This is a genomic window from Flavobacterium ovatum, from assembly GCF_040703125.1.
GTDB classification, from domain to species: Bacteria; Bacteroidota; Bacteroidia; order Flavobacteriales; family Flavobacteriaceae; genus Flavobacterium; species Flavobacterium ovatum.
Genome location: NZ_CP160035.1, coordinates 906394 through 932912, shown reverse-complemented (window position 1 = coordinate 932912; position 26519 = coordinate 906394). Strand labels below are relative to the sequence as shown.

The window sequence follows — 26519 nt, the reverse complement described above, 5'->3', positions numbered from 1 at the left end:
GCCCAAGGTCACTATTTTAATTCCTATTATTAAGCTCCAAGTACATTAGCCATGTTAAGTCTTAAACTTTTAATACGCCAACCACTTTTTGTTCTAACATAATCATTATCATAACTAGCAAGCATACAAATCACTTTTTCGCCATCAATAGCTGGAGAAAAAAGTATCCATTTTGCAGTAGCTTTATCTTCATTAATTTCAATAATGGGGTTCGTAAAACTATGAATGAAGAATTTATTTTCTGCATCAAAAGAGGTAAAGGATTCCATTATTTCTTTGTGCCCATTAGCTAATACTCCAGCTCCTGGGGCTTCCCATAAAGCATCTTCGGTAAATATGTCAGTAAGCTTCTCAATATACATTTCCTTTCCATTCCAACCTTTATCTACATAATGACCGTAGGTAGCCTGTAGTGTTCTTATAGCTTCTAAATCTTCTAATTTTTGAATTCTTTGTTCTAATGTATTTTCCATTATTTTATTTTTTTGGAATTCCATAGGTACTAAAACTCTTGTTTTGTACCCATGGAATTACTAGTTCATTAACTTAAAGATTCTTGAATAGACTCTTTTCCACTAAATAGCTCATATGTTTTGCCTTTTGTGTCGTTATTTTCTAGACAATACGCAATTACATGAGCTACATCTTCTCTTGGAATGACTAACTCTTTAAAATTTTCAGATCTTGTAGTTCTAATTAAACCCGTTGCTTTTTCATTGATTAAACTACCAGGTTGTAAAATCGTATACGCTAAACCACTTTCTAATAAATAATAATCGGCAAAATACTTCGCTACTAAATATGGTTTTAAGTCAGATACAAACTCGTCAGGATCACCAGCACCCAGACCACTTACCATAATAAAATGCTGTATATTGTTTTTTATAGCATAATCGACAGCCTTTTTTGCTGCCCATAAATCTATTAAAAGTGTTTTATCGTAACCTGTATTACCCCCAGAACCAGCACTAAATACTACTTTATCGCAATCCTTAAAAGCGTGTTCAAAATCGTTTTCAAGGTCTCCAACTACAATTTCTGCTCCTAGTTTTTCAAGTTCTAGCCCTTTCTGTTCATTACGAACCAAGGCAACTACAGATTTTTCTTCTTTGAGCAATTTTTCAACAAGCATTTTGCCTATTTGCCCACTTGCTCCTATAACTAATGTTTTTTTCATAATATATTTTATATCATTAAAATTCCTGTACTGTAGGACGAATTACTAACTCATTAATATCTACATCATCTGGTTGTTCAATAGCATAAGCGACAGCTTTAGCAATAGAAATAGCAGGAATAGCATCTTTATATACTTGTTGTACAAACTGAGATGTAGCCTCGTCTGAGCTTCCTAATTGCAATTCAGAATCAATTAGACCTGGTGAAAGTATGGTGGTTCTAATGTCTTTACCTACTTCTTGTCTTAACCCTTCACTAATCGCTCTTACAGCAAATTTAGTTCCGCTATATACGGCTCCACCTGGACTCACTTTTAATCCAGCAACAGATGCAAGATTTATAAAATGTCCTGATTTTTGTTTCTGGAATTCTGGTAATGCTGCAGCAATTCCGTATAACACTCCTTTGATATTTACGTCAATCATGCTGTCCCATTCGTCTACTTTAAGTGCAGCTAATGGTGCTAATGGCATAATGCCTGCATTATTTATCATTACATCTATTTTACCAAAACTGTCAATTGCCTTTTTAACTAATGCCTTTACATCATTAGCTTTGGTAACGTCTGTTTTTAGTACTTCAATTGCTCCTCCGCTTTTTCTTATTTCATCAGCAATTACCTCTAATTTATCTAGTCTACGAGCACCTAAAACTATTTTGGCTCCTTTTTCTGCTAAAAAACGTGCTGTAGCTTCTCCTAATCCACTACTACCTCCTGTAATTACTACTACTTTACCTTCTATATTATTTTTCATTGTATTTGATTTTTAAAATTTTATTAATTAGTTCTTCCTACTATTAATTTTGAAAATGGTATTCCAGTAACTTTTACACTACCAACGATATAAACAATTGCCAAAACTAAGTCCATAAATGAGATGGCCACCATCTCTGGAGCGACACCCTCAAAATTTGCGGAAGCATATTGCACCAACGAAAACCCTATTAGTCGAACGAAACCATTCCAGACAATAATAGATGCTCTATTTTGAATATCATTTGAAGCCCAAACAAGTGCTGCTCCAGCAAAAAGGATAAAAGAACCTGTTACCGCACCTGTAATAAATGTATCAGCTGTGCTATTTGACATTGCCTGATAGAACATTCCAAGACCAATAGGAAAGTTAAAAATACCTGTGATAAGGACTAATTTTTTAAACATGTTGTTTGAATTTTTCATTTTATTATACGTTTGTAATTTTGGCTAATTTATTAACCTGTTCATTTTCTAAAAGTTTGTTGTCGGTTCCAAAAAGAACGCTATTAATCATAGCGAGACCAACGTTGACACTTGTGGTGTTATTTTTCTTTTTTTCTAAAAGTCCAAAAAACGGGCGAGCAATAAAATAGAATGCATTTACCCAAGATGTTTTTGACTTTATGCCTTTCAAAGGAATAATTAATTGAAGTCGAAACATATAAGCATCTTTAAAGCCCATATTCAAAATCATATTCTCGGTTTTACCTTTTACACGGGCCCACATCAATTTTCCTTTTTCGGTACTATCGGTTCCTTCACCAGAAACATAATTGAATACCATTTGTGGATTACTAGCATAAAGCGTTTTAGCCAAAGCTTCGGTAATTCCGTAAGTAAATCGATAATAATCTTCTTCTTTCATTCCAATTGATGAAACTCCCATGCAATGAAAAGAAGCATCATACCCTTGCAATTGATCCTTAATAGCACTAAAATCGAAGAAATTTTTATGAATTATTTCTTTCAATTTTGGATGCTGCATTTGCAAAGAGCTTCGGTTTATGACCAATACTTCTTGAACATTTGGAGATTCTAAACATTCTATTAAAACGCCTCGTCCCACCATACCCGTGGTTCCTGTTATAATTACTTTCATTTATTATTTTTATTTTTTTGAATTTCTAAAGAGACTTTAGCCCAAGCAATAACTTGGTTAGCATCTTCCAGAATTTCGATAGGAACTTCATAAAAAGAAGCGACCACACTGTTACTTTTAAAAAGTTTTAAAGTCTCTGAACCAGCTTCTAAATACTTGTTTTTATTGGAGTCGTCTACTTTAAAATAAACAGTTTCTTTGGCGATTATACCGAACATTAAACCGTCTGCATACAGACCTATACAACCGAACATTCGTTTGTAATGAATCGTTTTCCAATTGGACAATTGATCCAAAATAAAGTCTAAATAATCAGTTGAAGCAGCCATTTAATCTAGTTTATATTTTTTAGAATTCTCCTCAATGAAAAAACAAAACTCTCGGGACTGTCTTCTTGTGTAAAATGACCTGCTTCAGGTAACAATTGCACTGGTGCTTTAGGAAAAATAGCACGCCATTTATCTTGAATATCTTGTGAAGCAACTGTATCATCTTTTAATCCGAAAATAAATTCAACAGGTTTGTCTTGAAGTGTATTTAGCTTGCTTTCTAAATCTTCTAACCAATCAGCTGCCAAGGTAATTTCTGCCGGAAAAACAGCGGTTCCTTTTCTAGACTCTTTGGTTGGAAAAGCCATTGAATATGCATCTGTAATGGCTTTGTTACTGCTTGATTTGGAATTAATCGAGCCTTGCATTAATGTAGTTGCAAAAAAGTTTTCGTCTATAATTTTTGCTTGCATTTCTGGCGTTCTCATGTACATGGAGAATTCGACCATTTTACCTTCCGCTTTCCAAGCCCAAGTATTGCTTATCACAACTCCCAACACTTTATCAGGATTACTAGTAGCAACAGATAAACCTGTTGGACCTCCCCAATCTTGAACAACAATAATAAACTTATCTAGTTTTAAATGTTCAAAAAGAAGAGCACTAATCCATTGTGCATGCTCTTGTGGCGTAAAACCATAATTTGCTGGTGTGTCCGAAAAACCAAAACCAGGTAAATCATAAGCGATTACTCTAGCTTCACCAGAAAGTTCTTTAATAATATTTCGATTCAAAAAAGACCAATCTGGGTTTCCGTGCGTCAATACAATCGGAATTCCTTCGCCTTCATCAATATAATGCATAGAAACTCCGTCTCTTTCGAACCAATTACTTTGAAAAGGATATTCCGTTTTATCCACTATAAAAGGTCGCTGCTTTTTGTTGTTTCTATCACTATTGAAAATTACCGGATCAGGTATTTGAGTGTTTATTTTGTTTTCCATGGTATTTTTATTTAATGTAAATGGTTATTTCTTTGCTGATTTTATAATTTAAATCTATAAACAAACGCTAACAATTTGTCTAGCACAAAGATAAGCAACACTATAGACTCAAAATTTATACTAATTCTTGAATGTTGTATACTTTTTAAGGAACGCAGTTGCAACGCTGCAATCTAGATCGTATTTAATTCACTGCGAGTTAGTTACTGTATAATAGTAATTCGTCATTTACCGATAATAAAAAAGCATTGTCTGCTATTGAAAATCCGATGCTTTAAACGGGTATTTTCTTGGTGTTTTCTGAATAGTAATCCAATGTGCTACGGTAAACGATTTAACCCCCCATTGTCCATTAAAACGACCTAATCCTGAGTTTTTAACACCTCCAAATGGTGCATAAGCACTATCATTATTCATATAGGCATCATCGGCATTTGTGCGCGCTGCAATAACAATTACATGAGAGGCATCTAAAACTTTAGGGGTATTAAATTGAAAGAAACCTTGAGTTCCTTTTGCAATACGTTCTTTTCCTGCTGCAGTGTCTGCAATTAAAAAATGCCAAGGTTGTAAGTTTACACTTGAAGGACTCAAACGCAATACATCTTTTACTTGTTGGAAATCTGCCTCTGAGATCTTTTTAGTTGCATCAAATTCTTTTACTGAGTAACGGTTGTTTAAAATTGTAGTTAAGTTCATGTTTTTATATTTTTTTAGATTCTTATTTTAAAGTGTAACTATTACTTTTCCAACCGTTCTACCTGCTTCAACTTCTGTATGAGCAGCTCTCATTTCAGCAAAAGGGAATGTTTTATAAATGGTTGGTTTTAAAGTATTGTTTGCTAACATTTCTTTTAAGGTATTCATATCATCTCCATTAGATTGAACCAACATAGATGCTACCTTTACATTATTTTCTGCTTTATTTTGAGCTTCTTCAATAACTGGTGGCGGAGTTGGTAATGAAATTATAGAACCACCATTACGCATTACTTTTAATGAATTGAATAATACTTCTCCTCCCATTCCGTCCAAAACAAAATCGATATTTGTAGCTACTTCTTCAAAAGCTTGTTTTTTATAATCTATATGCTCATCTGCTCCTAAAGACATTACAAAATCTTTATTTTTAGCAGAACTTGTTGTAACTACATAAGCTCCTAAACTTTTAGCAATTTGAATGGCAAAATGACCAACACCACCAGAACCAGCGTGAATTAGAACTCTGTCATCTTTTTTAACAGTATGTTGAAGCACTTGCAAAGCTGTTAATGCAGCCAAAGTTGTAGCAGCAGCTTCTTCAAATGAAATAGTGCTAGGTATTTTTGCTAGATGGCCTTCTGATGAAGCCACAAATTCTGCATATGCATTTCCTGCTCCTGGGAAATTTACCATTCCAAATACATTATCACCTACTTTAAATTTTGAAACTTTAGTACCAACAGAAACAACCGTTCCTGAAATATCCCAACCTAAAATAACATCCGTAGGTTTTCCATAAAACAATTTTAAAGCTTCTTCAGCCGATCTAACTTTCGCATCCGCAGGATTAATACTAATTGCTTTTACTGCAACTAAAACTTCCGTTTCGTTTATTGTAGGTTTATTAATATCCTTCATTACTAAGTTTTCAATTCCACCTGCTTTTTCTAATACTATTGCTTTCATATTTTTAATTTTAAATTAAACTATCATTTTTATAGTGGCAAAAGTATGTATAGTTTATATACTGTGCAATAACGGTCAAGAAGTATAGTATGAAATAAATTTGTAACTAAATGTAAATCAATTATTTGTAAAATAAAAATAAACTATAAAAAATATAGTTGCACACTAATAAATAGCGTTATATCTTTGCACATTATAACATATATAAATTAGCAGTTATGGACAGGAAAGAACTTTTCGAAAAAAAGCCAAAAATAAAGATCAACGACAAAATATCGTGGTGTCCTACTAGTGCAGCCATGGAATTAATAGGTGGGAAGTGGAAAAGTGTAATCCTTACTCATTTGATTAGTGGCACGAAACGCTACAACGAATTACGCAAAGAAATTCCAGGAATCACGGAGCGAACCTTGAGTTTGCAACTCAAACAATTGGAAGAAGATGATATCGTGAACAGAAAAGTTTTTACCAAAAAACCACCTTTAAAAGTAGAATATACCTTAACCGAATTTGGTCAAACTCTCGTTCCTATTTTAAACCTTATTATCGAATGGGGGCTTATGGCTGCAGAAACTAAAGGAGAGTTTATTTTTGACGAAGAGTAACTATTTGGGAAGCGTTAAATATGCTTTTGCCTACCTATTTTAAACAAAAAACAATATATTTAGGATCGCGTACCATCTCATGGCTCGTAAAAAAGATTTGTTGCTGACTGTGGAAAATAACCTAATCTGACATCTGAGCACATCCACCTAGTTTGTCATTCTGCAAGAATGGCACACACGCATACACAACGAGCATCCGCAATCAGGGCCATTGCGAGGAACGCGGCAATCACGTGCAGTGCGTCACTATTTATTGAGGTGTAGATTTGATTTTAAAGGATTATTATTGGTGCTTACTCTGCATTGGCTTTTTTAACCATATAAGCCATTTAAGTTTTTATCTTCTTTGAGACTTTTAAACCATTTAAGAAATATAAGAACATATACCTTTTGGCGCTTAAAAGCACCCAACGAAACGCAAAGCAAATCTACCTAGTTTGTCATTCTGAAAGAATCTCATGCACGCATACACAACGAGCATCCGCAATCTGGGTCATTGCGAGGAACGCGGCAATCACGTACAGTGCATCACTTTTTATTGAGTTGTAGATTTGATTTTAAACGATTATTATTGGTAGTTTTTGTTTCCTAGTAACAGATTTAGTTTGCGGGCACAGAATGCAATTCTGCGCTAACGTAACGATGGAACTGCTGACATATCTGCGCGGTCGGGGTGTGTTCTTAAAAATCTAAGTGCTACTATGCGAATGTCTCTGACTTCGTACCCTCAACAATGAGCAAACAATAATATGCAAACAAAAAGCACAGCGAGAGTTGTGCTTTATTTATGATTAGTGATAGAAAGTTGGTTATATTGATATGGTAAATAGGAAGGGTACGAAGTCAGGAGACTACGCAAAGCTGGAGACATTTGCGCAGCGTTCACGATGTAATTGCCGTTTGAAAATTGAATTAACAATTATACTATGCGGAGCGGGCTTTTTCTTATTCAATATATGATTTTGGAATTAATGCATTACCACCAAAGAACTCTTCAACAATATGAATGTTTTTTAAATTAGATACCGTATCAATAGGAATATGTTCTAAAACAATCATCTGAAAATCTCCATTATTACTTTTTCTTGTTTCTATAAATTTATCAAGCAACTCAAATGCTTTCTTGATTTTGTACTCATCGCTCTCAGGATCATCCGTTTTTCTCTTTCCGTTCGTACCATAATATGGTCTACTAGGCTGGTCTATGATTAGGAAAGGAGCAACAAATGGTGACTTGTTTTGAAATATGACTTCATGCATTGCAAGCGAGAAAAACAAGTGAAGAAACATATGATTAGAACTGCTACCAACATTTTCTATGTGCGAAGTCTTCGGTTTCCGTAAAAGCAATGATTTGTTTTTATAGTCAAAGACAGGTTGGTAGGTTGAATAATTTGCTAGAGCTTTATCAGATTCTTTTATGTATTCGATTATAATTTCTTCAGTCAACTTTATTGTTAGCTCTCTTTTTTCCTCAGTATTTAAGACAATTAACTGCTCTATTTCTGCTTCTAAAGCTCCAATTTCTTCATCATATGATGTCAAAATAGGTGAATCTTCTGATGAAAATATTTCGAGTTTTGATTGCATTTGACCTAAAAAGAAATATTTTTCTCTTTCACTTTCAAAACTTTTATTTTCTTTAGGAAGTAGGTCTAATTTTGATTTTATTATTTCTAATTCTTTTTCTAATTCCTTAACGTTATCATTAACCTGTCTGTCTATTGGCGTATTATTGCTATATGACTTACGGATTGAGGTTAAATCTTTAGTGTAGGAAATTACAAGCTGTTCAAAAATTGACGTTTTTATAATTTCAGAATCTTTTTCTCTAAGAAACTCAATTGGTTTAAGACTATCATCAAGGTTCTTAATAGAACTCTTATACTTATTGTACTCCGAAGAGAATTGTTTTAGGTTTCGTATTTTTCTTTGTAGGGAATAAAATGATGATTCTAATTTTTCTTTATCAGAATTTGTAGTGAGTTCAGTTTCAAATCCCTGAATTGCTTTGTTGAGTTCAACGATTACTTCATCAACTTTGGCATCCTCCCTGACCACGTTATGTTCCTTTGCTTTTTGCAAAATTGCAACACGCTCTTGATTAAAGTCTGATGTTTTAGATGATACAGCTTTATTCTTCCTTATAAGTTTAGCTAATTGGTTCTCTAGCTCTGCTTTTTTTTCGCTTTTAAGAATATTCTCAACGGTTTCTATACCTACAGCTAGATCGAAAATTCGAGGAAGTGCCTCTTTATATCTAGTATCATTTTGTTTATCAAAAAATATACCTTCATCATTTTCAATAATATTACCTGATATAGTATTAAACATTAAAAAGTACCGTAGTGAAATCTTAGTACCTGCCTTAATGTAATTACTCCCGTAATTTGTTGGGAATTTTGCATCTCTATCTATTTTAAACTCTGTTTCTAAAATAGATTTTATGGCATTCTCCGAATTGTTTGAGATCAGACTTAAAGGTATCTCACCAAAAGAAGAAAAATAGTAGTTATTAGAAACTTTCCCCTCTGATAAAGATTCCCTTGCTATCGTATAGTTTTTATCATTCACTGAAATATTTATTCCATACCATAAAATATTCTCGTTTATCGTATCTTCTGATATCCGAGACTTACTTGAGAAAAAACAATAATCAACTATTTCAAGAATAGCACTTTTACCTGTATGACTTCCGCCAGTTATTAAATTAACTTTGTTTGGCTTGAATTCAATCTCTCTAATTTTTCCGTTTTTAAGCCACAGGACGATTTTATTTATATTAAAATTCATAATTGAACTCTTAAGTTTAAGTATAGTTTATTGTCATTTTCTAGGAGTAATTCTGAGACATTATTGGCAGCTTGAAATATCTTTTTAGCTCTTTTACCCATTTTTGCGTCATATTCTAATGGTTTTATCTTTACAAGTAAGTCTCCTTTGAGTTCAACATAACCCATTTCGGTCAAGTATTGGATCGATGAAAATGACAGACATAATGAATCATAATATCTAATGTTAAAATTTGAAAAATAACTAGTTCTCTCCGCAATTAGTTTTTCAATACTAGTTGCCTGAGTGGTAGCTCTAGCCAAATAATTTAGACACTCAGTATGAGTGATGAATGGCAATATTAAAGCCGTTTTAGCCAGTGACAACTCATTATTTATGCTTATTACAGAGCCAATAGCTAGGGCTCCGATACCAATATTATTATAGTCTACTTTCATTTATTATACTTTTTCCAATCCTTTCGCCAACCTATTATTGCCTCGTCTGAAAGTGAATAAAACTTCCCATTACACATATCAACATCAAGATCTTGCCCACTTAGATTTAAGGAATGTTTTAAAACAGAACGCAGAACCTCAATACCTTTATTATTATATTCTTCTTCTGAAAAGGTTCCCATATGCTGTAATCGAAATTCAGTATCCCATAAATTATAAGCGTTTTCTTTAAAACGATTTATCTCTATATCTGTGATTTCACCTTCACGTTTCCAGTCCGCAAGATTGTTTAATAATTTAAGCTTGAATAGAGTTAATCGGCTTATGTGTTCAAAGTCATCACTTTCTACAAATCCAATTTCTAGCAGTTGTTTGATGAAAATCTGATTTTCCAATTTATCTGGAAGTACTCCTTTGTATTCTTGTACAATCAATGTGTCATTTCTGAAAATGTCAAAATAACGTCTATATTTTTTATAAAATTCATCAAATGAAATTTCAATTTTTACTTTATCCTTGATTTGAAGAAAATTGTCGGATCGTAAAGTCGAATCTATCATTGTAAATGCTTGCTCAATTTTATTCTGAGGAATCATTTTAGATTTAACGGCAAGTTTGCACTTTGTAATGATATCGTCATCGTCCAAGTGGAAAAACGTTTTCAATAAAAATTGTTCTAAAACCTTAGTGTCTAAATTCAATACATCTTTAATATAACCCTTTAAATCTTGATTTGTAGTTCTATTTGCTAAGGTGTTGAAATAAGTCCTAACATCGCTTTCATTCTTCGTTCCACTTTGAAGATTACTAATTATAATGACAACTTTATTTGAATTATTTGACGATTTGTTACTTGCCAAAACAAAACTTGTCTTCTCTACAAAGCTAAGTTGAGCTGGTGTTGTACTTCTTGAATCATTTTCATCGCTAATGACCTTTGACCAGTTTGAGAATGTTTTCCACATATCTAAATCTGAGGTAGTTAAATTTGCGAGAGAGCCATCTTTATTTTTTTTTATAGTATGTTTTAACTGATAAAGTATTTGATGATTGTTGCTCAAATCAGTATGTACGTCGTCTTTAACTTCTAATCCAACAGATTCATTCGGTTGCAGCAAAAGGACTTTCCATAAGAAGAAATAGTACTGGTAATCAAAACCAATCGACTTAGATTCTGCAGCAGTTTTTTCGGTATGTGTTTTATTATTACTCATAATGTTTAATTGTTGCAACTCAGTTTTTTTGAATAAGCCCTAACTAGTTTATATGTTTCATAAAGCCATACAAAGCCACCCAATTATGGGTGCATATGTATCACAACTTTAATACTTTGTTAATGATGCTAATGTAACATAAAAGAATGAAAAAATTTACATATTAATTATACTGAAGAAAAGTTGTGCTAAAAAAAATATTCCTCGCACCCCAAAACCCCTAGCCCAGATAGCAGTGGAGCTCTTTTTAATCTTGCCTTTTTTGGCAAGAATAAAAAAGCGGGAACGGATAGCTGGAAATAGCTCCAATAAAAAAAGAGCTTTTGGACCATGTTTTCACATTGGTCGCAAAAGCTCAATTTTCAAATTAAATGGTGTCTTAGTTATGCAAGCATAGTCATTTTGTTCACTGCAAATTCGGCAATAGCGTCTTTGGCCGCCGTTTGGAACGCTACGTAATGAGGCGTTGCAGCGTGTAAAGTAAGTGCCTCAGCATCTTTCCAGTTCTCATACATTGTAAATGTATTGGCGTCGTCATTGTCTTGAAGGCAGTTGTAGTTGATACAACCCGCTTCTTTAACACTACTGGCAACTAATTTTAGTAATTCTGTTTTAACCAATTCTCTATTTTCTTCTTTGGCTACAATTTTGGCCACAACAGTTATTTTGCTCATGATTTGTTTATTTTTAGTGTAACAAAATTACAGCTTTTGAATGGCTTTACTGTTTAATTTAACGTTCTCTTCTCAGTTAATTTTGGATAGCAAAGCCAATAAATCTGCTGCATTTTTATTGCTATTTGTTAGATTTTGCTTTGTTCAAGTAATCTGGAACTTCTTTTGAAAGCCAATCTTCGCGCACGGGTACATGCACATCTAGATCCACGGTTTGCTCCAAAGCCCAGAATTCATGCGGTACATTTTCGGGGAAAACAATTACTTCGCCAGCACCAACTTCTACAAATTGTTCTTTGCCATCGATGATCGTTTTAATTTTGACCTTACCCGACATGATGTAGGTAATTTGCTCGTTTGGGTGTTTGTGCCACGCAATGTGAGCACCTTTTTCGAGATTAAAAAGCGTCATTTGTCCCTTTTCTCCATGAAACCACTTGCGCTGAATTCCGTCACCAATAGTTTCTGACTTCATTTTGTCGAAATTGAAGTGCTGCACTTTTGAAGTTGCAACAGAATCTATGGTGTTTACTTGTGCTTTTGCTGTATTGCTAGAAAAAAATGCTGTTACAGCAAGTGCTATTATAATTGATTTAATTTTCATTTATCTATTTATCTATTTCGTCAGTTCGAGTGAAATTCTTTTTCAGAATTTTGTATCGAGAACCTTCACCTATGAGACTTCTCGATACAAATTTTTCGTACCTCAAAATTCACTCGAAGTGACGTTGTATTAAAAATTGTATTTAGGTTTTAAATTAAAAACCTTCTAGAACAATTTTACCTTTTGCTTTTCCTGTTTCCAAGAAGGCATGTGCTTTACGCAAGTTTTCGGCGTTGATAGTACCGAAATTCTCACCTAAGGTTGTTTTAATAGTTCCGTTGTCAATCAAAGTGGCTACTTCGTTCAAGATATTGTGTTGACCAATCATGTCTTCGGTTTGAAACATCGAACGCGTAAACATAAATTCCCAGTGCGTAGAAACCGATTTCGCTTTGAAAGGTATGATGTTGAACGATTTTGGATCATCAATAAAACCAAATTTCCCTTGTGGTTTGATCACTTTTACAATCTCTTCAGCATGTTGTTCGGTAGCATTTAAGCTTACAATATAATCTGGAGCGGCAAGCTTGTATTTTTCGAATTCTTCGCTCAATTTATTTTGGTGGTTGATTACAGTATCTGCACCCAATTCTTTCAACCAGTCCGTAGTTTCTTCGCGTGAAGCGGTTCCGATAATTTTTAGTTTAGTCAATTTTTTAGCTAATTGAACCAAAATAGATCCCACACCACCAGCAGCACCAATAACCAAGATGGATTTGCTAGCATCGTCTTTAGCCACTTCTAATCGGTCAAACAACATTTCGTAAGCGGTAAGAGAGGTCAATGGCAAAGCAGCAGCTTCTGCATACGATAAACTTGATGGTTTTTTACCTACAATGCGCTCGTCTACCACTTGGTATTCGGCATAACTTCCTTGGCGTGTGATGTCACCTGCGTACATTACTTCGTCTCCAACTTGGAACAAAGTCACGTTTTCGCCCACTTCTTTCACGATTCCGGTAGCATCCCAACCAATGATTTTCCAGTTGTCACCATCGGCAGGCATGTTGGCACGTACTTTATAATCAGCAGGATTTACGGAGATGGCTTTGATTTCGACAAGAATATCTCTTCCAGTTGCTTTAGGCGTTTCTACGGTTACGTCTTGTAGTGATTTTACATTATCTACAGGTAAATTTTCTTTATATCCAATTGCTTTCATAATTTTGCTTTTATTTTATTATACTATCATTTTTATAGTGACAAAAGTAAGTATAGTAATTGAAACTCACAAGAACGGTCATAAAGTATAGTAGGTAATCTTTTATTTAAGTAGTTGTATTTTAGGTAATTATAAATTTAATTTTTACTATAAAAAGTATAGTTAGATAATTAATTATAGTGGATAAACATTGCACATTATAAAAATGTTAAAGTGATAATTAGTATGCATATAGTTAATGGAGTAGAATACCCTTGTTGTAACTAGGCTTTAATGAGTCGAGTCATTTGTCTAAAATCTTTAAAAAGTAGTATAACATGACAATTCAGAATTTCAAACGAGATGATGTGCAGGTTTGTGCGGGGTAATGCTATAAAACAACAAACCCGATTGCGTTACACAATCGGGTTTGTTGTTTATATAAATTCCTTCGATTACTACAAATCGAAACCTAATTTCACTCCTAATTTATTAGCAATGATTTTGGTAATTCTTTGCTTTAATTCTGGTATTTTGATTCCTTCGATTACTGCATTTGAGAAAGCGTACATCAATAAGGCTTTGGCTTCTTTCTTAGGAATTCCACGTTGTTGCATGTAGAACAAAGCAGTTTCGTCTAACTGTCCAACAGTACAACCGTGAGAACATTTTACATCATCAGCAAAAATTTCCAATTGTGGTTTTGCGTTGATAGTCGCTTTATCACTCAATAGGATGTTATTACTTTTTTGGAAAGCGTTTGTTTTTTGCGCTTCCTTCTCAACATATACTTTTCCGTTGAAAACTCCTGTAGAGCGATCAGTGAAAATTCCTTTGTAGTCTTGAAAACTTTCACAGTTTGGTTGCGAATGGTTCACTAATGTATAGTGATCTACGTGCTGCTTTTCTCCAATGATTGTAATTCCGTTTAAGGTACTTGTCAAATTTTCGCCAAAGTGGTAAAAATTCAAGTTATTACGAGTCAAGTTACCACCGAAAGAGAAAGTATGTACATAAACATGGCTTTCTTTTTGTTGCGACACATAAGTGTTATCAATCAAATTGGCTTCACTAGCATCATTTTGGATTTTATAATAATCTACGATAGCACGTTTTTGAGCAAAAATCTCTGTAACTGAGTTAGTCAACACTGGATTTTCGTTCAAACTTTGGTGACGCTCGATGATTTGTACATGAGAGTTTTCACCAACAACAACCAAATTACGTGGTTGTACCATCAAAGCTGCTTCATTTCCTGTAGAGAAATACATGATTTCGATAGGTTTGGCCGCTACTTTGCTTTTTGGAATGTTGATATACGCTCCTTCATTTGCGAAAGCAGTATTTAGAGAAGTCAAACTCTCGTCTTTACTAGCGATTTGGTTGAAGTAGGTATCAATTACCATTTTGTATTTTGGTTTGTTCAATGCCGATGACATCAAGCAAACATCGATTCCGTCGTGAGTTGTAGAAGACAAATTCGAACTAAAAACACCATCAATAAATACTACTTTGTAAGTATCTACTTCGTGCAAGAAGTATTTTTTTACTTCTTTGAATTCAATTGCTGCTTCATTTTTTGGGAATACGGTAAAGTCATTTTTTAAGATGGCGTTCAACGAAGTGTATTTCCAAGACTCTTCTTTTTTGGTAGGGAACCCTTTATTTTCGAAGTTTTTTATAGCCGAAGTTCTTACGTCATGCAATTCACAATGCACATCGATTTTCTCTTCAAAAGCCATAAAAGACGATACTAATTTTTCTTTTAAATCCATTTTTGTTTAGTTATGGGTTATAAGTTATGAGTTATGAGTTTTGTAAACTGCTAACTGAAAACTGCTAACTAATTTTTAAGCTTCTTGCTCTGCTTTAATCCAATCATATCCTTTTTCTTCAAGCTCATGCGCTAAAGATGCGTCACCAGATTTTACAATTCTACCGTTTAATAAAACGTGAACGTAATCTGGAATGATATAATCTAATAATCTTTGGTAGTGTGTAATTACGATTACCGCGTTTTTGTCACTTTTTAGCTTGTTTACGCCATTTGCAACGATACGTAAAGCATCGATATCCAAACCTGAATCGGTTTCATCAAGGATAGCCAATTTTGGCTCTAACATTGCCATTTGAAAAATCTCGTTACGTTTTTTCTCTCCACCAGAAAATCCTTCGTTCAAAGAACGAGAAAGAAACTTACGGTCGATTTCCAATAATTCTGATTTCTCACGAATTAATTTCAACATATCGCTAGCTGCCATTTCCTCTTCTCCTTTAGCTTTGCGAGATTCGTTTATAGCGGCTCTCATAAAGTTAGTTACAGAAACACCTGGAATTTCAACTGGATATTGAAAAGAAAGAAAAACGCCTTTGTGCGCTCTTTCTTCTGGAGCAAAATCAGCTAAGTCTTCGCCGTCCAATACTACTTCTCCTTCGGTAACTTCATAAGTATCATTACCAGCAATTACTGCCGAAAGGGTACTTTTCCCAGAACCATTTGGTCCCATGATAGCATGAACTTCTCCTGCTTTAACTTCTATATTGATTCCTCTTAGAATTTCTTTATCCCCAATTGAGGCGTGTAGATTTTTTATACTTAACATTAGTGTGTTTTTATTATTCGTAATGACCTTTTAATGATATAATACTCAAAATATTTACTTTATATTCATCTATAATTTCGTAAATAATCCGATGTTCTTGATTTATTCTCCTTGACCAATAACCCGACAAATTATGTTTTAAAAGTTCTGGTTTACCAATCCCTTCAAAAGGATGTAATTGTATATCTTCAATTAGAGAATATATTTTATTCAATACCTGTTTATTTCCCGATTTTATCCAAAAATTTAAATCTGCTTTGGCTTTAGTTGAAAAATCTATTTGCATAATTCTTTCAATTCTTCCATTGTCATTCTAATTCCCTTTCCTTCTCTAACTTCTTTTGCAGCTTCCAAAATTTCTTTCACAAATTCAGGATTATAGGGCTTTTGCTTCGCCAGTTCGCTTTCGATAGGGTCAATTTTTTCAACAATTTCAAATCCAAGTGATTTTGCCAATGACTTTAGCACTGGAAAATCTTTTTTCTTAACATTTTTTAAAATTATATCCATAACTAATTAGATTTAAACCAATTATTACCCCACAGAACCTTCTAATGAAATTTCCAATAATTTCTGCGCTTCCACAGCAAATTCCATTGGTAATTTATTTAAAACTTCTTTACTAAAACCGTTTACGATTAAGGCAATGGCTTTTTCAGTTGGAATTCCACGTTGGTTGCAATAGAAAACTTGGTCTTCACCAATTTTACTAGTGGTTGCTTCGTGCTCTATTTTGGCTGTTGGATTTTTACTTTCGATATAAGGAAAAGTATGTGCTCCACAGTTGTTCCCCATCAATAATGAATCACATTGTGAAAAGTTACGAGCATTATCTGCATTTGGTGAAATTCGAACCAAACCTCTATAACTGTTTTGTGATTTTCCTGCCGAGATACCTTTCGAAATAATAGTTGACTTGGTATTTTTACCCAAGTGCATCATTTTTGTTCCTGTATCTGCTTGTTGGAAATTATTAGTTACTGCTATCGAATAAAATTCTCCTACTGAATTGTCTCCTTTTAAGATTACAGATGGATATTTCCAAGTTACTGCAGAACCAGTTTCTACTTGTGTCCATGAGATTTTTGCGTTTTTCTCACAAATTCCTCTTTTGGTTACAAAATTGTAAACGCCACCTTTACCCTCTTTGTTTCCAGGAAACCAGTTTTGAACGGTAGAATATTTAATCTCTGCATCATCAAGTGCGATAAGTTCAACAACTGCTGCGTGCAATTGATTTTCATCACGGCTTGGTGCAGTACAACCTTCTAGGTAAGATACATAACTTCCAGCATCTGCTACTAGCAATGTTCTTTCGAATTGTCCTGTTCCTGCTTGATTGATACGGAAGTAAGTCGAAAGTTCCATAGGACACTTCACGCCTTTTGGAATATAACAGAAAGACCCATCAGAGAAAACTGCTGAGTTCAATGCTGCGTAAAAGTTATCTCTTTGCGGAACTACAGTTCCTAAATATTTACGAACCAATTCTGGATGCTCTTTGATAGCCTCAGAAATACTCATGAATATAATTCCTTTTTCTCCTAATGTTTTCTTGAATGTCGTTGCTACCGATACTGAATCGACAACGATATCCATCGCCACATTATTCATCATTTTTTGCTCATCGACAGAGATACCCAACTTTTTGTACATTTCCAAAAGTTCAGGATCTACATCGTCAAGTGTTTTATTTGGATCTACCGCTTTTGGTGCCGAATAATACGAGATCGCTTGAAAGTCTGGTTTAGTATAATGAACGTTTGCCCATTCCGGCTCCGTCATTTCTTCCCAAGCTCTAAAGGCTTCGATTCTCCAATCCGTCATCCATTGAGGCTCTCCTTTTTTATGTGAAATAGCACGAACGATATCTTCATTTAGTCCAATAGGAAAAGTCTCCGATTCCAATTCGGTATAAAATCCGTACTCGTACTCTTTGTTTTCTAATTCGACTTTTAAGTCGTCTTCAGTGTATTTTGACATTTCTAATTTATAGATTTAAAGATCTAAGAATTGTAAAATTCCCGTTGATCTTAAATTATTTTTTAATTTTCTAATTTGAAATCAGATAGTTTTAAAGCGAAAAACTCTCTCCACATCCACAAGTTCTAGTGGCATTAGGATTGTTAAAAACAAAACCTTTACCATTCAAACCTCCTGAAAATTCCAAAACCGTCCCCGCCAAATACAAGAATGATTTTTTCTCTACAGCGATAGTGATTTCATTATCTACAAAAACTTTATCGTCGTCTCCTTTTTTATCGTCAAATTTTAAATCATAAGACAATCCTGAACAGCCACCGCTTTTTACACCTACTCTTACATAGTCTTTGGCAGCATCAAAACCATCGTCTTTCATTAAGTCGATAATTTTCTTTTTGGCTTCTTCTGAAACTTTTATCATTTGCTACATTTTTAAGAACCAACTCACAGTAATTTACCGCTATATTGATTTTGTCTAAATTAACTGCAAAGATAGTGTATAAAAACCTTTTCGCATAATAGATAACATTTTTATAACTAATGAACGAATAGAATTTATTTATCGAATTTTACTAAATTGCCGTTATTCTTCTATTTTGAAGAGTCAAATACGTCTATTTTACTATTTTTAAAATCAAAAAAATGAAACTCTACTCTATAGAAACAGGAAATTTCAAACTCGATGGTGGTGCTATGTTTGGCGTTGTACCTAAAGTTATTTGGAACAAAACGAATCCTGCAGACGCCAATAATCTCATTGATTTAGCTGCTCGTTGTTTATTAATCGAAGAGGGGAATCGCTTGATTTTAATCGACACCGGAATGGGCGACAAACAATCGGATAAGTTTTTTGGGTATTACTCACTTTGGGGCTCTCACACTATGGATAAATCCTTAGCAAAACAGGGTTTTCATAGAGATGATATTACCGATGTTTTTTTGACGCATTTGCATTTTGACCATTGTGGCGGTGCAGTGCAATGGAATAAAGACAAAACAAGTTATGAACCCGCCTTTAAAAACGCTAAATTCTGGACCAATGAAGACCATTGGAACTGGGCAATAAAACCCAATCCAAGAGAGAAAGCTTCGTTTTTATCCGAAAATATTTTGCCCATGCAAGAAAGCGGTCAATTGAATTTTATATCTAAACCTGACGGTGATTTTGGATTTTCGGCAGAAATGAATTTCTCTGTTTTTTATGCCGATGGACATACCGATAAACAAATGATTCCGATGATCAATTACAATGGAAAAACAATTTGCTTTATGGCCGATTTACTCCCAACCGCAGGACACATTCCAATTCCGTATGTGATGGGTTACGACACCAGACCACTACTGACCATGCCCGAGAAAACCAAATTTCTTGACGAAGCAGCAACCAATAATTACTTTCTATTTCTAGAACACGATGCTCATAACGAAATCATCGCGGTGCAGCATACTGAAAAAGGGGTCAGACTAGACCAAATATTTCAATCTGATGAAATCCTAAGATAGTGTTAACCCTATGTTTGGTTTAAAAAAAATCAGTACTTTCGAAAACTATTTAAACTTTAATAATATCTCAATGAATAGCTTCAAACCTTTCTATATTTCCGCATTTACTATTTTGGTGCTAAGTAGCTGTGGCACACAAAAACAAGCTTTTAATTTCAGCAAGTTTACACCTATAACTGCGCCACATAATGTCACTAAAAAAGCTGCATTAAAAGACATGGATCTGAAACGTTGGAGCCATCTTGATATTCAAAAAGATACCGTTCCTGGAATGAGTGTTGACAGAACTTATGCTGAATTAATAAAAAACAAAATCGGCGAAAAAGTAATTGTTGGAATCATTGATTCTGGTGGAGACATTGAACACGAAGATTTAAAATCGGTAATTTGGACGAATGTCAAAGAAATCCCCGGAAACGGAATAGACGATGATAAAAACGGTTTTATTGATGACATTCACGGTTGGAATTTTCTAGGAGACATTGTCAAAGAGCACCTTGAATATGAAAGAATCGTAAACGATAAAAATCTTACTGACCAAGCCACTTATCTTGCCGCCAAAGCTGAAAATGACAAAGAATTAACTGAAGCGACTAAGAAAAAAGAGCAGTACGATGAAATGATTGCTGTCCTAAATGAAGCTAACAGCACAATCGAAACTATACTCAAAAAAGAAAAATACACTCTTGACGATGTAAAAGCAATTACAACTACTGACGAGAAAGTTGAAAAAGCAAAAGCTAACATGCAACGTTTTTTCTCATTTGGCATGCCTATTAAAGATTTAAAAGAAGCTTTACAAGGTGAAATTGACAAAGCCAATACTACTTTGAGCGGCGACAACCTGAAAAAGGACTACAGAAAAGTCGTAGGTGACAACCCTAATGACATTACAGATACCAAATACGGAAACAATAATGTAATGGGTCCAGACAAAAAAGAAACCCTACACGGAACCCATGTTGCGGGAATTGTTGGTCAAGTACGTCACAATAACAAAGGGGGTGATGGTGTTGCCAATAACGTAGCCATAATGACCATACGTGCCGTTCCAGATGGTGATGAATATGACAAAGATATTGCACTAGCAATACGTTATGCGGTGGATAATGGAGCAAAAGTAATTAATGGAAGTTTTGGAAAAGCATTTTCTCCACAAAAACAATGGGTTTTTGATGCCATTAAATATGCGGCAAGCAAAGACGTATTAATTGTTCATGCTGCAGGAAACTCTTCCAAAAACATTGACTTTTTTGACAATTTTCCAAATGATTCTGAAGACAAAAAAACTGAAATATCTGATAATTTAATTACCGTAGGTGCTTTGAATGTAGAATATGGGAACAAAATAGTCGCTCGTTTTTCGAATATTGGAAAAATCAACGTAGATGTATTTGCTCCAGGAGTTCAAATTTATGCCACTGTCCCTGACAACAGTTATAAATTTCTACAAGGAACATCCATGGCTTCGCCAAATGTAGCTGGAGTAGCGGCATTGATTCGATCTTATTATCCTAAACTAACAGCTTCACAAGTCAAAGAAATCATTTTAAATTCGGGAGTTTCTATTGATGCAAACGTGATTGTTGGCGGTAATCCAAATGATATTCGTCCGTTTTCTGACTTGTCTAAAACAGGAAAAATAGTCAACGCTTACAACGCTTTCTTAATGGCAAACAAAATATCAAAAAAATAATTTCATTACTATTCACTTATAAGGAAGGGCTGCTGTCCTTCCTTTTTTTATTTATTAAAAGGATGACTAAAAAAATTTATTTGTTTTTTTCGCTACTGAGCTTGAGTTCTATTTTAGGTCAAAACAATTCCTATTGGCAACAACATGTTGATTATAAGATGGACGTCTTTATGGATGTTGAAAAATTTCAATACAAAGGAAATCAACAATTAATTTATACTAACAATTCAGCTGACACCCTTAAAAAAGTCTATTACCATTTGTACAATAATGCTTTTCAACCGGGAAGCGAAATGGACGCTCGACTACACAACATCAAAGATCCAGATGCTCGCATGACAGGCAAGGCAAAAAACGGTAAAGAAAACCTAATCAAAAATTTAAAACCCGATGAAATAGGCTACCTCAACATCACCAATTTTAAACAAGATGGAAGTGTAGCCAAAACTAAAACGACAGGAACTATTTTGGAAGTAATTTTGGCAAAGCCAATACTTCCTAACTCAAATACTACACTTACCTTAGATTTTGAAGGTCAGGTCCCTGTTCAAATTCGTCGTTCTGGCCGCAATAATTCCGAAGGTGTAGCACTTTCTATGTCACAATGGTACCCAAAACTAGCCGAATTTGATTTTGAAGGCTGGCATGCTGATCCTTATATCGCCAGAGAATTTCATGGCGTTTGGGGGAATTTTGATGTAAAAATCACCATTGATAAAAACTATACCATTGGAGGTACTGGTTATTTGCAAAATCCAAACGAAATTGGTCATGGCTACCAAGATAAAGGCATTGAAGTTTCTTATCCTAAGAAAACCAAAAATCTAACTTGGCATTTTATCGCACCTATGGTACATGATTTTACATGGGCTGCCGATCCCAATTATGCTCATGATGTCATTAAAGGTCCAAACGATGTGGATTTACATTTTGTATATAAGAACGAACCCAGTACTGTTGAAAAATGGAAACAATTACAACCTCTGATGGTTAAAGTAATGGAAATGTACAATGCTAAAATTGGAAATTACCCCTATAAACAATACTCCTTTATACAAGGTGGCGACGGCGGAATGGAATATGCCATGTGTACTTTAATTTTGGGCAACGGAACAGCAGAAGGGATTTTTGGAACAGCCACACACGAATTAGGTCATGCTTGGTTTCAACATGTTTTGGCTTCTAATGAGTCTAAACATCCTTGGATGGATGAAGGTTTCACTACTTATGTCGAAGATTGGGCCCTTAATGAATTAGCTGTTAAAAAAGTGATCAATCCCTTTGAAGCAAATTACAAAGCCTATTACTACTTAGTAAATTCAGGCAAAGAACAACCACAAACTACTCATGGTGACCGTTATGATGAAAATCGTTCGTACGGAATCTCTTCTTACGTCAAAGGAAGCCTCTTTTTATCACAACTTAGTTATTTAATTGGCGAAAAAAACTTGGATAAAACCCTTAAAAAATATTACCAAGATTTCAAATTCAAACACCCAACACCAAACGACATCAAGAGAACTGCTGAACGTGTTTCTGGAGCGGAATTAGACTGGTACTTGACCGATTGGACCCAAACTGTAAACACGATCGATTACGGAATTACTGCTGTTTCAGAACAAGACAATGCAACAGTTGTTCAACTACAAAGAATCGGTAGAATGCCAATGCCGATTGATCTTTTGGTTGAATATTTAGATGGTACTAAAGAAAGTTTTTATATTCCGTTGCGAATGATGTATTTTGAAAAAGAAAATCCTACTCCTGAAATTAAAAGAACCGTATTGAATGATTGGGCGTGGGCAGAATCAAACTACCAGTTTACAATTCCAATAAACAAAAACAGCATCAAAAAAATAAATCTTGACCCAAGTGGTTTAATGGCTGATGTAAAAGCGAATAACAATGTCTATGAAATAATTATTCCTAATTAACATTCCTTCGCAATCAACTATTTAAAGACGTTTGAAATTTTATAAAACAGAAATAAAAAATAAAAAAAGTTATTTCCTTTATTAAAAGTTGTTCCTTTATAAAAAGAAATGGATTCTAAATGAGGAATATCAGTAACAATGGATTGTTAGTGTTTTTAGCAAGGTCTTTCCTGTTGTTGTTTTGTCAATTATCTTTTGCACAAATTGAAAATGACATTGCCAATTCTTGTCCTATAAAATCTTTTCCTGAACTTTTTAAAAAGAAAGACTCCTTAGCTGTTGCAAAGCCGTTAAAGAATAGTTTTTTATTGGTTTTACCCGTGCTCTTTGTACAACCTGCCAATGGATTGATCTATGGTGCAATAACGCAATACACCTTCAAAGGCAAACGGCCAACGGATAAATATTCCTCGGCTTTTTTAATGGCAACTTACACCACTAAAAAACAGATATTGATAGATGCAAAAAGCAACTTATTACTGAATCATAACAAACTTTATTTGTGGGGTGATTGGCGTTATTATAAATTCTCACAAGATAATTATGGTTTAGGATCCGATATTATTCCATCAGGGGAAACTAATTTTTCGATTGAATCAATTGCACAACCAATGAAATATGACTACGTCAAATTTTATCAAACCGCATCGGTTTTAGTTACCGATAATTTATTTCTAGGAGGTGGAATTCATCTTGATGGATACATGAACATTAAGGATCAACCTCTAGAAATTGACAATAATAAACTCACCTATCACCAAGAGTATAATATTGCACATCGTTTTAACACTAACAAATATTTTATAAAAGGGATAAGTGCGAATTTGATATACGATTCACGAGATAACTTAGTCAATCCTAATCATGGCTTGTTTGCAAATGTCAATTACAGAACTAATTCGGGAGTTGGAAAAAATGGATCTCTAAGTGCAGTCTTATTTACAGAACTTAAATATTATATTCCATTAAGTAAAACAAACAAGCAACATGTTTTAGCATTTTGGAGTTATGGTCAGTTTTTGACTAAAGGAAATTTGCCTTATTTAAATTTACCCGCAATTGGTGGGGATCAGGATAGTAGATCAGGAAGAGGATACACACAAGGATTATTTCGAGGACAAAATTTATGTTATTTTGAAACAGAATATCGTTTTCCTATTAGCTGCAATCAATTGTTGAGCGGAACGGTTTTTACCAATTTCACATCCACTAGCAACAGGGATAGAAATATTCATGTTTTAGAATATATTCAACCTGCCATTGGTGTTGGTTTACGTCTTTTGATTGATAAGGTCACTAAAACTAATGTCGTAGCTTCGTATGGAGTGGGACGTCATTCAAAAAGTTTTTATGTCAATACTGGGGAAACTTTTTAGTTCACTTACAAATTCTTCTCGTTCCAATTAAAACTACCCATTTTGAAACAAAAACATTCATTTTGGTTGGTAGTAAAAAACAACAAAGGCCGCCCAATGAAGGACAGCCTATGTTCACAAACTAACACAAACTAATTATTCCTTTAATCCTTTATTCCTTTATTAGAACTGACTTTTACATTCGTAGAATTACTAGATTTTTTGATGGTCATTGGCCAATTAAAACCTTTAAAAGTGTTTTTACCAATAGTAACATCTTCACAGTAATCCAATGCTATTGCAGGTAGTTTAGAACCTACGGGATAGCTTTTACTCAATTCAACTGTATTTCCTTCGATTACCAAGCCTTTTACAGAGGTTGCAGAAACCAACAAACCATTATAACTTTTGATAGTATTATTGGTAAAACGAATATTCTGGTGGTATTTCTCATCACCCAAATGTTGGTCTTCGGTCAACATAGGAGCAGCAAACAACGGATACCCTTCACCATCGCCATAGCCAATGTTTTCAAATACATTGTTGTTAATAGTAATATCTCGTACACCACCCGACTCATACCAAGATTTATTATCTCCTTCGATTAATATTCCGTGCATTTGAGATGAAAAATAATTATTTTCTATCAACACCTTCCCTTTGGTGGTAATCAATGCTGCGCGAGCACGATTCTCTCTTACAGTATTGTTTCTCATAATTACATCAGGATTCCAAGTAATATTTTCTAACGAAAGAGGCCCAGAAGGCATTACATTAGGAACTTTTTCTAGCGTGATCAAAAAGCGTCTGTCGTTTAAAATTTTCACTTCTTTTACTGTCGTTTCGTAAAGTGGCAATACGGTTTCTCTAGAGGTAATCATGACCTTATCGCCCGCTTCTGCAAACGTTAATCCCCATTGTTGCACATGACTAATTTCACATAAAAAAGTATTTGCTCCACGGTATTCGTTCACATTAACGTAGGCGCCATGCACATTTATACCATCATCCAGCATGTGTTCTAGCAAACAGTTTTCCATTTTTATCAATCCTTTGCAACCTAAGAAATGCGTTGCATCGGCTCTTGTTGCCGCAACTCTGTCTTTTCTTGAAGTTACCACCAATTTATCTAAACTTATATTTTCGCATCTTTCAGCGATTAATGCCATTCCACCTGCCGCATAAATCGTCACATTTTCAATAAAACTATCTTTAGAATTGGCCATATGAATCGCCTGAGCAAAACGATTTCCTCCAGGACTGCTACCATAAACCGCAATAACGGTTCCTACTGGAGGCGTCACTTTTGTACAGTTGGTAAACTTAGCAGTAGTTTTGTCCATCTTGGAAATTTTGACACCAGCCCCGCTATTTTTCAGAGCATAATTTCGAGTATCCCAAATAGGTGCTTTGGTTTTTGGGTCGAAAGCAATATTCTGACCTACCACATCTTCCCAATCATAATGATTGAAAAATATTTGGTTATTTTTTACTTCAAATCCATATTTTTCAGGAGTTATTTGAGCAGTAAACGTATTAGTTTTAGGATCACTTTCTGTTACTTTTAATTCATGAATGAAAGGAGTTTCCCAATCAATAGTAAAGTTTTTTAAAGTGGTGTTTTTTGCTCCATCAACAATAATAGGACAAATTTTCCCATGAAACATAAACGTAGATCCATTACCATCTAAAGTGAAATTTTCGACATTAAATAACGGAAAAGCCATGGTTTTCAAGCTATTATCATGATTAGCCACAGCACGATATTGCGCAACGGCATTCTCAGGATAAAATTCATATTGACCTTTTGGGAAAAACAAGGTTACATTTTTCTTTCCTTCTAACGATTTTATTAATTGATTTACTTCTAAACTAACGTCTTTGCCTGGTTTAATTCCATAATCAGAAACATTAATAACTTGAGCATTTGTACTCCAAATGGCACATAAACAAAACATCACTTTCAATACTATCTTCTTCATACATTATAATCTAGGTTTG

Annotated in this window: 27 protein-coding genes; 5 read left to right on the top strand and 22 right to left on the bottom strand. The window is 34.3% G+C overall.

Annotated elements, in window-relative coordinates; all coding sequences use genetic code 11:
• Positions 1-29 precede the first annotated feature (29 nt).
• From ABZP37_RS04140 to ABZP37_RS04100, 9 genes are all read right to left on the bottom strand, one after another.
• Positions 30-473, bottom strand: a complete 444-nt coding sequence (locus tag ABZP37_RS04140) for a nuclear transport factor 2 family protein (protein ID WP_173836136.1) — start codon at positions 471-473, stop codon at positions 30-32.
• Between the two features lie 68 nt (positions 474-541).
• Positions 542-1177: an SDR family oxidoreductase gene (locus tag ABZP37_RS04135; RefSeq protein WP_366185857.1), complete on the bottom strand. Its 636-nt coding sequence runs from the start codon at positions 1175-1177 to the stop codon at positions 542-544.
• 16 nt (positions 1178-1193) lie between these two features.
• A complete protein-coding gene (locus ABZP37_RS04130; RefSeq protein ID WP_173836140.1) occupies positions 1194-1934 on the bottom strand; it encodes an SDR family oxidoreductase in 741 nt (246 codons plus the stop codon).
• Positions 1935-1957: 23 nt separating this feature from the next.
• Positions 1958-2359, bottom strand: a complete 402-nt coding sequence (locus ABZP37_RS04125; RefSeq protein ID WP_366185854.1) for a hypothetical protein — start codon at positions 2357-2359, stop codon at positions 1958-1960.
• Positions 2360-2363: 4 nt separating this feature from the next.
• Positions 2364-3035, bottom strand: coding sequence for an NAD-dependent epimerase/dehydratase family protein (locus tag ABZP37_RS04120; protein WP_366185852.1), 672 nt, complete (start codon positions 3033-3035; stop codon positions 2364-2366).
• On the bottom strand, positions 3032-3364 hold the full coding sequence (locus ABZP37_RS04115) for a TfoX/Sxy family protein (RefSeq protein ID WP_366185850.1): 333 nt from the start codon (positions 3362-3364) through the stop codon (positions 3032-3034). The genes ABZP37_RS04120 and ABZP37_RS04115 overlap by 4 nt, the downstream gene beginning before the upstream one ends.
• 5 nt (positions 3365-3369) lie before the next feature.
• Entirely contained in the window at positions 3370-4308 is a 939-nt protein-coding gene (locus ABZP37_RS04110) for an alpha/beta fold hydrolase (protein WP_366185848.1), read from the bottom strand.
• A gap of 255 nt (positions 4309-4563) precedes the next feature.
• On the bottom strand, positions 4564-5007 hold the full coding sequence (locus ABZP37_RS04105) for an aldehyde dehydrogenase family protein (protein WP_366185846.1): 444 nt from the start codon (positions 5005-5007) through the stop codon (positions 4564-4566).
• Between the two features lie 27 nt (positions 5008-5034).
• Positions 5035-5976, bottom strand: a complete 942-nt coding sequence (locus ABZP37_RS04100) for an NADP-dependent oxidoreductase (RefSeq protein ID WP_366185845.1) — start codon at positions 5974-5976, stop codon at positions 5035-5037.
• A gap of 218 nt (positions 5977-6194) precedes the next feature.
• On the opposite strand from ABZP37_RS04100, the gene ABZP37_RS04095 reads away from it, so the two are divergent.
• Positions 6195-6581 (top strand): helix-turn-helix domain-containing protein, encoded by a 387-nt coding sequence (locus tag ABZP37_RS04095; protein WP_366185843.1) that lies wholly within the window; start codon positions 6195-6197, stop codon positions 6579-6581.
• A 945-nt stretch (positions 6582-7526) separates the two neighbouring features.
• On the opposite strand, the gene ABZP37_RS04090 is transcribed toward ABZP37_RS04095, so the two are convergent.
• The 12 genes from ABZP37_RS04090 to ABZP37_RS04035 all read right to left on the bottom strand — a co-directional run bounded on the left by ABZP37_RS04090 (position 7527) and on the right by ABZP37_RS04035 (position 18451).
• Positions 7527-9374: a DUF3732 domain-containing protein gene (locus ABZP37_RS04090; RefSeq protein WP_366185842.1), complete on the bottom strand. Its 1848-nt coding sequence runs from the start codon at positions 9372-9374 to the stop codon at positions 7527-7529.
• Positions 9371-9811, bottom strand: coding sequence for a three component ABC system middle component (locus ABZP37_RS04085; RefSeq protein ID WP_366185840.1), 441 nt, complete (start codon positions 9809-9811; stop codon positions 9371-9373). Before ABZP37_RS04085 ends, ABZP37_RS04090 begins: the two co-directional genes overlap by 4 nt.
• Positions 9808-11025 carry a hypothetical protein gene (locus ABZP37_RS04080; protein ID WP_366185839.1) on the bottom strand — a complete coding sequence of 406 codons (1218 nt, stop codon included), beginning with the start codon at positions 11023-11025 and terminating at the stop codon, positions 9808-9810. The genes ABZP37_RS04085 and ABZP37_RS04080 overlap by 4 nt, the downstream gene beginning before the upstream one ends.
• 383 nt (positions 11026-11408) lie before the next feature.
• The gene (locus ABZP37_RS04075) at positions 11409-11699 is read right to left on the bottom strand and encodes a putative quinol monooxygenase (protein ID WP_055437194.1); all 291 of its coding nucleotides are present in this window, start codon (positions 11697-11699) and stop codon (positions 11409-11411) included.
• Positions 11700-11820: 121 nt separating this feature from the next.
• The gene (locus tag ABZP37_RS04070) at positions 11821-12303 is read right to left on the bottom strand and encodes a cupin domain-containing protein (RefSeq protein ID WP_366185836.1); all 483 of its coding nucleotides are present in this window, start codon (positions 12301-12303) and stop codon (positions 11821-11823) included.
• A gap of 154 nt (positions 12304-12457) precedes the next feature.
• Positions 12458-13465, bottom strand: coding sequence for a zinc-binding alcohol dehydrogenase family protein (locus tag ABZP37_RS04065; protein ID WP_366185834.1), 1008 nt, complete (start codon positions 13463-13465; stop codon positions 12458-12460).
• Positions 13466-13902: 437 nt separating this feature from the next.
• Complete coding sequence (sufD, locus tag ABZP37_RS04060; protein ID WP_366185833.1) at positions 13903-15219, bottom strand: Fe-S cluster assembly protein SufD; 1317 nt, start codon at positions 15217-15219, stop codon at positions 13903-13905.
• 75 nt (positions 15220-15294) lie between these two features.
• Entirely contained in the window at positions 15295-16047 is a 753-nt protein-coding gene (gene sufC / locus ABZP37_RS04055) for a Fe-S cluster assembly ATPase SufC (RefSeq protein WP_366185831.1), read from the bottom strand.
• Between the two features lie 13 nt (positions 16048-16060).
• Positions 16061-16333, bottom strand: coding sequence for a Txe/YoeB family addiction module toxin (locus ABZP37_RS04050; RefSeq protein WP_366185829.1), 273 nt, complete (start codon positions 16331-16333; stop codon positions 16061-16063).
• Positions 16324-16557, bottom strand: a complete 234-nt coding sequence (locus ABZP37_RS04045) for a DUF2683 family protein (RefSeq protein ID WP_366185827.1) — start codon at positions 16555-16557, stop codon at positions 16324-16326. The genes ABZP37_RS04050 and ABZP37_RS04045 overlap by 10 nt, the downstream gene beginning before the upstream one ends.
• A 24-nt stretch (positions 16558-16581) precedes the next feature.
• Positions 16582-18030 carry a Fe-S cluster assembly protein SufB gene (gene sufB / locus ABZP37_RS04040; protein WP_366185825.1) on the bottom strand — a complete coding sequence of 483 codons (1449 nt, stop codon included), beginning with the start codon at positions 18028-18030 and terminating at the stop codon, positions 16582-16584.
• A gap of 91 nt (positions 18031-18121) precedes the next feature.
• Positions 18122-18451, bottom strand: a complete 330-nt coding sequence (locus tag ABZP37_RS04035) for an iron-sulfur cluster assembly accessory protein (RefSeq protein ID WP_366185823.1) — start codon at positions 18449-18451, stop codon at positions 18122-18124.
• A gap of 221 nt (positions 18452-18672) precedes the next feature.
• On the opposite strand from ABZP37_RS04035, the gene ABZP37_RS04030 reads away from it, so the two are divergent.
• The 4 genes from ABZP37_RS04030 to ABZP37_RS04015 all read left to right on the top strand — a co-directional run bounded on the left by ABZP37_RS04030 (position 18673) and on the right by ABZP37_RS04015 (position 24539).
• Positions 18673-19533, top strand: coding sequence for an MBL fold metallo-hydrolase (locus ABZP37_RS04030; RefSeq protein ID WP_366185822.1), 861 nt, complete (start codon positions 18673-18675; stop codon positions 19531-19533).
• Positions 19534-19603: 70 nt separating this feature from the next.
• Positions 19604-21229 carry a S8 family serine peptidase gene (locus tag ABZP37_RS04025; protein ID WP_366185820.1) on the top strand — a complete coding sequence of 542 codons (1626 nt, stop codon included), beginning with the start codon at positions 19604-19606 and terminating at the stop codon, positions 21227-21229.
• Positions 21230-21291: 62 nt separating this feature from the next.
• Entirely contained in the window at positions 21292-23163 is a 1872-nt protein-coding gene (locus ABZP37_RS04020) for a M1 family metallopeptidase (RefSeq protein ID WP_366185819.1), read from the top strand.
• A gap of 119 nt (positions 23164-23282) precedes the next feature.
• Positions 23283-24539 carry a BamA/TamA family outer membrane protein gene (locus ABZP37_RS04015; RefSeq protein WP_366185817.1) on the top strand — a complete coding sequence of 419 codons (1257 nt, stop codon included), beginning with the start codon at positions 23283-23285 and terminating at the stop codon, positions 24537-24539.
• Positions 24540-24682: 143 nt separating this feature from the next.
• On the opposite strand, the gene ABZP37_RS04010 is transcribed toward ABZP37_RS04015, so the two are convergent.
• Positions 24683-26500, bottom strand: coding sequence for a right-handed parallel beta-helix repeat-containing protein (locus tag ABZP37_RS04010; RefSeq protein ID WP_366185816.1), 1818 nt, complete (start codon positions 26498-26500; stop codon positions 24683-24685).
• Between the last annotated feature and the right edge of the window lie 19 nt (positions 26501-26519).